Origin of the sequence: Candidatus Pantoea communis, assembly GCF_011752685.1 — a bacterium.
Classification (GTDB): Bacteria; Pseudomonadota; Gammaproteobacteria; order Enterobacterales; family Enterobacteriaceae; genus Pantoea; species Pantoea communis.
In genome coordinates this window covers 24,568-31,592 of the sequence record NZ_VWXC01000034.1, presented here as the reverse complement: position 1 = coordinate 31,592, position 7,025 = coordinate 24,568, and the positions used below count along the sequence as shown (strand labels likewise).

The 7,025-nt window shown below is 54.2% G+C and carries 7 protein-coding genes; 2 read left to right on the top strand and 5 right to left on the bottom strand.

Annotation, left to right across the window (positions count from 1 at the left end; translation table 11 throughout):
• Window positions 1-504 precede the first annotated feature (504 nt).
• Complete coding sequence (gene purH / locus F3J37_RS26615) at window positions 505-2,094, top strand: bifunctional phosphoribosylaminoimidazolecarboxamide formyltransferase/IMP cyclohydrolase (protein WP_034828924.1); 1,590 nt, start codon at window positions 505-507, stop codon at window positions 2,092-2,094.
• Window positions 2,095-2,112: 18 nt separating this feature from the next.
• Window positions 2,113-3,393 (top strand): phosphoribosylamine--glycine ligase, encoded by a 1,281-nt coding sequence (gene purD / locus F3J37_RS26610; RefSeq protein WP_166936622.1) that lies wholly within the window; start codon window positions 2,113-2,115, stop codon window positions 3,391-3,393.
• A gap of 41 nt (window positions 3,394-3,434) precedes the next feature.
• On the opposite strand, the gene F3J37_RS26605 is transcribed toward purD, so the two are convergent.
• From F3J37_RS26605 to hemE, 5 genes are all read right to left on the bottom strand, one after another.
• The gene (locus tag F3J37_RS26605; RefSeq protein ID WP_166936620.1) at window positions 3,435-4,100 is read right to left on the bottom strand and encodes a DUF1481 domain-containing protein; all 666 of its coding nucleotides are present in this window, start codon (window positions 4,098-4,100) and stop codon (window positions 3,435-3,437) included.
• Between the two features lie 68 nt (window positions 4,101-4,168).
• Window positions 4,169-4,441 (bottom strand): nucleoid-associated protein HU-alpha, encoded by a 273-nt coding sequence (gene hupA / locus F3J37_RS26600; RefSeq protein ID WP_006121511.1) that lies wholly within the window; start codon window positions 4,439-4,441, stop codon window positions 4,169-4,171.
• A gap of 188 nt (window positions 4,442-4,629) precedes the next feature.
• Window positions 4,630-5,220 carry a YjaG family protein gene (locus tag F3J37_RS26595; RefSeq protein WP_034828920.1) on the bottom strand — a complete coding sequence of 197 codons (591 nt, stop codon included), beginning with the start codon at window positions 5,218-5,220 and terminating at the stop codon, window positions 4,630-4,632.
• Between the two features lie 62 nt (window positions 5,221-5,282).
• Window positions 5,283-5,951, bottom strand: coding sequence for a deoxyribonuclease V (gene nfi / locus F3J37_RS26590; RefSeq protein ID WP_097119773.1), 669 nt, complete (start codon window positions 5,949-5,951; stop codon window positions 5,283-5,285).
• A gap of 2 nt (window positions 5,952-5,953) precedes the next feature.
• The gene (gene hemE, locus F3J37_RS26585; RefSeq protein ID WP_097119774.1) at window positions 5,954-7,021 is read right to left on the bottom strand and encodes a uroporphyrinogen decarboxylase; all 1,068 of its coding nucleotides are present in this window, start codon (window positions 7,019-7,021) and stop codon (window positions 5,954-5,956) included.
• Between the last annotated feature and the right edge of the window lie 4 nt (window positions 7,022-7,025).

Genomic DNA, 7,025 nt, shown 5'->3' with positions numbered 1-7,025 from the left:
GAGTGCCCACACAGATTGTCTGATAAATTGTTAAAGAGCGGTGCAATCAGCGCCTTAAGCTGCTGTTGCGAGGTGGCGTATATTACGCTTTCCTCCTTCAGAGTCAAACACTTTTTTCAGCGTTTTTTCTCTGGCGGAAGTTCTTAGCGAAGCTTCCTGTCAACACCGCACTTCGTAAACCGTTGTGCCGTCTCGATGGATGCGCATTATAGGGAGTTGTTCGCAGCGCGCAACCGCTAAATTCAACAAAAACAACCGTTCGCTGCATTCCACAGCAAAACCCCGCCTTATACCCACTTACACACAGTGTTATCCACATTCATCTGCACAAATGAATTTAGGCGAGCATCGCGCAAACGTTTTCGCTACAATGCCCGGCGACGTCAAGGATGCCCCTTTTGGGGCGTTACATGAAGCAAGTACTCTCTTCTATATATAAGAGAAGCGCTAAGCTTGATGTAACGCTCTTATTTATGCGAAACAAAGCCAAGGGATAAAACCACCATGCAACAACGTCGTCCAGTACGCCGCGCTCTTCTCAGTGTTTCTGATAAAGCCGGTATCCTCGAATTTGCTCAGGCACTCTCCAGCCGTGGTGTTGAGCTGCTCTCCACAGGTGGTACTGCTCGCCTGCTGGCAGATGCGGGCCTGCCCGTCACCGAAGTCTCTGACTACACCGGTTTCCCGGAAATGATGGATGGACGCGTCAAAACGCTGCACCCGAAAGTGCATGGCGGTATTCTGGGCCGTCGCGGCACCGATGATGCGATCATGGCCGAGCACGCGATCAACCCTATCGATATGGTGGTGGTAAACCTTTATCCCTTCGCGCAAACCGTTGCCAAACCCGATTGCTCACTGGCAGACGCGGTAGAGAATATCGATATCGGTGGCCCAACCATGGTGCGCTCCGCTGCGAAGAACCATAAAGATGTGGCAATCGTGGTGAAGAGCAGCGACTACGAGGCCATCATCGCCGAGCTGGACGCCAACGAAAACTCCCTGACGCTGGACACCCGTTTCGATCTGGCGATCAAAGCCTTCGAACACACCGCAGCCTACGACAGCATGATTGCCAACTACTTTGGCAGCCTGGTACCGGCTTATCATAGCGACAGCAAAGAGCCTGCCGGCCGCTTCCCACGAACGCTGAACCTCAACTTCATCAAGAAGCAGGATATGCGTTACGGCGAGAACAGCCATCAGGACGCTGCCTTCTATATAGAAGAGAATGTGGCAGAAGCTTCTGTTGCGACTGCACAGCAGGTACAGGGCAAAGCGCTCTCTTACAACAACATCGCGGATACCGATGCCGCGCTTGAGTGTGTGAAAGAGTTTGATGAAGCCGCTTGCGTGATCGTTAAGCATGCTAACCCGTGTGGTGTGGCAGTGGGCGGTTCGATTCTTGACGCCTATGAGCGCGCTTACAAAACTGATCCAACTTCTGCTTTTGGCGGCATCATCGCTTTCAACCGTGAATTGGATGAAGCCACTGCCCAGGCGATCATCAGCCGTCAGTTTGTCGAAGTGATTATTGCCCCTTCAGCCAGCGAAGCGGCACTTAAAGTTACCGCAGCAAAACAGAACGTTCGCGTGCTGGTTTGTGGCCAGTGGCAGGGCCGTGTTGCTGCACTGGACTTCAAGCGTGTTAATGGCGGCCTGCTGGTTCAGGATCGCGATCTCGGTATGGTTGATGCCAGTCAGCTGCGAGTCGTGACTAAGCGCCAGCCAAGCGAGCAGGAACTGCGTGATGCGCTGTTCTGCTGGAAAGTAGCCAAGTTCGTGAAATCCAACGCCATTGTCTACGCACGCGACAATATGACTATCGGCATAGGCGCCGGACAGATGAGCCGCGTTTATTCTGCCAAAATTGCCGGTATCAAAGCAGGCGACGAAGGTTTAGAAGTTAAAGGTTCAGCCATGGCGTCTGATGCGTTCTTCCCGTTCCGCGATGGTATCGACGCAGCGGCTGCTGTAGGTATCAGCTGTGTGATTCAACCAGGTGGTTCTATCCGTGATGATGAAGTGATTGCCGCCGCTGATGAGCACGGTATTGCGATGATCTTCACCGACATGCGTCACTTCCGCCATTAATAGCCTGGAGCTGTATAGATGAAAATTTTAGTGATTGGTAATGGTGGACGTGAACACGCGTTGGCATGGAAAGCAGCACAGTCACCGCTGGCCGAAACGGTCTTTGTTGCACCGGGCAACGCGGGTACCGCACTGGAACCTGCACTGCAGAACGTGGCGATCAGCGCCACTGACGTTCCTGCACTGTTAGCCTTTGCTCAGAAAGAGAAGATCGATCTGACCATCGTAGGCCCAGAAGCGCCGCTGGTGATTGGCGTGGTCGATGCGTTCCGTGCAGCAGGTCTGAAAATCTTTGGCCCAACGCAGGCGGCTGCACAGCTGGAAGGATCAAAAGCTTTCACCAAAGATTTCCTGGCACGCCAGCAGATCCCTACCGCTGAATACCAGAACTTTACGGAAGTTGAGCCCGCGCTGGCTTACCTGCGTGAGAAAGGCGCACCGATCGTGATTAAAGCGGATGGTCTGGCAGCCGGTAAAGGGGTTATCGTCGCGATGGAACTGGCTGAAGCGGAAGCTGCAGTGCAGGACATGCTGGCAGGTAACGCTTTCGGCGATGCAGGCCATCGTATCGTCATTGAAGAGTTCCTCGACGGCGAAGAAGCCAGCTTTATCGTGATGGTGGATGGCGATAACGTGTTACCCATGGCCACCAGCCAGGATCATAAACGTGTAGGCGATGGTGATACCGGCCCGAATACCGGCGGCATGGGCGCTTACTCACCTGCCCCGGTTGTCACCGATGAGATCCACCAGCGTGTGATGGACCAGATTATCTGGCCAACCGTTAACGGCATGAAAGCGGAAGGCAACACCTATACCGGCTTCCTATATGCCGGCCTGATGATCGATAAAGCCGGTCAGCCGAAAGTGATCGAGTTCAACTGCCGCTTTGGCGATCCAGAAACCCAGCCGATCATGCTGCGTCTGCAGTCAGATCTGGTTGAGCTGTGCCTGGCCGCAGTGGATGGCAAGCTGGATCAGCAGACCTCGCAGTGGGATCCACGCCCATCGCTGGGTGTCGTGCTGGCGGCTGGCGGCTATCCCGCGGATTACAACATCGGTGATCAAATCCACGGTCTGCCGCTGGAAGAAGTGCCGGACGGTAAAGTGTTCCACGCGGGCACCACGATGAAAGATGATGTGGTGGTCACCAACGGTGGACGCGTGCTGTGCGTCACTGCCCTGGGCGAAGATGTGGCTGCCGCGCAGAAGAATGCCTATGCGCTGGCGAAACATATTTCCTGGGAAGGCAGCTTCTGCCGTAAAGATATTGGTTACCGCGCGATTAATCGCAAGTAATCATCAAGGGGCGCGCTCAGCGCCCCTTGTTTTTTCCCAACTCAGAAATCACTCTCTTTCGGCTGCCAGCTACACTCATCCTCTGGCGTCGCCCGCAACAACTGCACGCCTTCAGGTGCCTCCAACCATGACACCATCAACGACTGTGGCTGGTGTTGCTGCTGCTGAGATAGCGTGGCAATGATTCCGCTATCAAAGGGTGCATTCACCACTTTGCCATCACAATCGCGCACCTGCGTAGCGCCCAGCCAATGCCCCTGCTTCAGTAATACACGGCCACTCAGCAACGCATTACTTTGCTCCAGCATACGTTGCGCGTCGAAACGATAGAGCTCAACCGTATCACCACTTACCGCTTCACGACGGCCGGCCAGCTGACGCTGCATAAAATTAAGATTACCCAGATGGTCAAAACGCAACGTCACGTCATCGGGTTGCTCACCCGCCACAACGCGCTCAACGCTGATCAGGTGGTTCTGTTGCCAGTTGTAGTCAGTAGTTTCCATGGCATCGCCATTGAAAGGGGTATAAACAGTGCGAAGATGGACAGCCTGATGGTCACTGTTTTTGCGCCAGATGCGCACAGTGCCACGATCGGCCAGATAGCCACTTGCCGTAAAGGCAGGGAGATCAGAGGTGGAACTACAGCCCGCGAGCAGCGCACCGAGTAACAGGGCGCAGACGCGCTGAGTAATCGTGTTCAGCATGACAGGCCCCAATAACAAAAAGGGGCGTGTCGCCCCTCTTTTAAAGCTTAAACCGCGATGCGGAAAACTTACTTAACAGCGTCTTTCAGAGCTTTACCAGAGACGAACGCTGGCACGTTAGCTGCCGCGATTTTGATCTCTTTACCAGTCTGTGGGTTGCGACCGGTACGCTCAGCGCGGTGGTTCACTTTAAAAGTACCAAAACCAACCAGTTGTACAGCATCACCTTCTTTCAGAGACTCAGTGATCGCAGCCAGGGTAGATTCCAGCGCAGCTTTAGCCTGGGTTTTTGACAGGTCAGCTTTCTCTGCGATCACATCAATCAGTTGAGTCTTGTTCATAAGTTATCCTTAAAGTGTATTTATCGCTTGCTAAGCAACGAGTGCGAGGGAAAAGCCATATTCTGGCACTCTTCAACCTGCACGCAAAGATAGCCACAATTTTCAGCCCCCCAAATGTAGACCAGACAGGGGGCTGATGTGAAGCCTCCAGGCGCGGTAATTCAGGCCTGAAGTCACGTTTTATCGCCTTATTGCTGAAAAAGTATACCGATGTTACTGATTCCCGCTTCGCGCAGGTCAGAACGTAACCCCTTAATCAGCTCAAGGTCGCGTTCTTCGCAGTCTGCCAGCAGACGGAAAATCTCCCACTGCAGATCCCATTCATCAATCACCGCCTGATTTTCACGCAGCTCTTCATCGGTCATTTCACGACCGGCCTGCGTCATTTCAAGGATAGCGACGGTGGTAATCGAGGTGCGACTGACTTCGATTGCGTGCTCCAGAGTTTCGCCGCTGAGTTGTGCATGCACAACTTCGCTCAACGCAACACAGGCATCGATCGCTGGGTGGACACCATAGATATCAAAATCATCGCCATTCGGAATCGCGGATTCCAGCTTCTCCAGTTGGCTATCGAAGTTAATTTTGGCGTCTTTAACCGTCAGGCTCTCCCAGACAAGGTCAAGGATGCGACGATAGAGTTGCGGATCGGCGAATTCAGTCTGCTGACAGAAGGCCCAATAATTGGGGAACATCCGCTCGCACAGACAGGCCATAAAGGTCATATGCTGCCAGCTTTCCAGCTTCGCCAGACGCAAATGGACGGGGTTCTGTAACATCAAACTTACTCTCAATAGGTTAGCTGGCGGCAGTGTACCGCAAAAGCCGCGCGCAAACAGCGTTAACGCGCATTTTGCCAACGCAGAAACGCAGGACGCCCCGAAGCAACCGCATCGGCCCAGCGTGTAGGCTCGGGCAAACGATAGCCCGCGGTACATTTCTCCACCCAATTCAGTGCGCTGTCCATACTGACACGATGCCCGGTTGAGACGAACAAAGGGTTGCAGCGCGCTTTACTGCGCCACACCCAGCCAATTTGTTCGCCTTTATCCATCAGTGGCTGGCGGCTCCCCGGTTCAGCATCCAATTCGGTAAAACGCCCGCAGAGCCGTTTTTTCGCCACGCCAATGGTTGGAACATCCACCAGCGAGCCAAAATGCGCAGCCACGCCGAGGCGACGGGGATGGGCAATACCATGACCATCAACGAATAAAAGATCGGGTTGGTGTGTCAGCTGCTGCCAGGCTGCCAGTAGTGCGGGGACTTCGCGAAACGATAAGAAACCCGGGATGTAAGGCATGGTGGTCGCGAGGCGTGCTATACGGTGCTCCACCAGCTGCAATGAGGGATATTCTAATACCACCAGTGCCGCACGCGTGATGTCACCTTCCTGTTCAAAACCGACGTCCGCACCGGCGATAAAACGAGGCGGCAGGACGTCGAAATCATCCTGCCGTACCACGTTAGCAGCGCGTTGTAACTGTTCAGCCCGCAGCGCGGCTAAATCCATGCTTAACCCTGATGATAAGGGCGAGACAGACGATGTACGGCTTCGACGAATGCACCGGCGTGCTCTGGCGGCACATCCTGATGAATGCCATGTCCCAGGTTGAAGACATGCCCTTCACCCGTGCCAAAGCCTTCAAGGATAGTGGCCACTTCCTGCTCGATACGTGCCGGAGGCGCATACAGCATGGAAGGATCCATGTTGCCCTGCAACGCAACTTTGTCACCCACGCGACGACGCGCATCGGCAATATCGGTGCTCCAGTCCAGTCCCAGCGCATCACATCCGGTCGCTGCGATAGCTTCCAGCCACTGACCACCACCTTTGGTGAACAGCGTAATCGGCACACGGCGACCTTCGTTCTCGTGCAGCACGCTATCAACGATTTTGTGCATATAGTAGAGTGAAAACTCACGGTAATCGCGGCCGGTCAGCACGCCGCCCCAGGTGTCGAAGACCATAATCGACTGTGCACCGGCTTTGATCTGGGCGTTCAGGTAATGGATGACACTGTCAGCCAGCTTATCCAGCAGCTTGTGCAGGGTTTGCGGCTCGGCATACATCATCTTTTTAATTTTGGTGAACGCTTTGCTGCTGCCGCCTTCAACCATGTAGGTCGCCAGCGTCCACGGGCTGCCGGAGAAGCCGATCAACGGCACTTCACCTTTCAGGTTATGGCGAATGGTACGCACCGCATTCATCACATAACCCAGCTCATCTTCTGGATCCGGAATCGGCAGTTTGTCTACATCTGCACGGCAGGTAATAGGATTTGAGAAGCGCGGACCTTCGCCCGTTTCGAAATAGAGCCCCAGCCCCATCGCATCAGGAATCGTCAGGATATCGCTGAAGAGGATCGCGGCATCCAGCGCATAACGACGCAGCGGCTGCAGGGTGACTTCGCACGCCAGCTCCGCATTCTTACACAGCGACATAAAATCACCGGCTTCAGCACGCGTGGCTTTGTACTCCGGCAAATAACGCCCGGCTTGTCGCATCATCCATACAGGGGTGACATCCACCGGCTGACGTAACAGGGCACGCAGATAACGATCGTTCTTCAGTTCACTCATAATG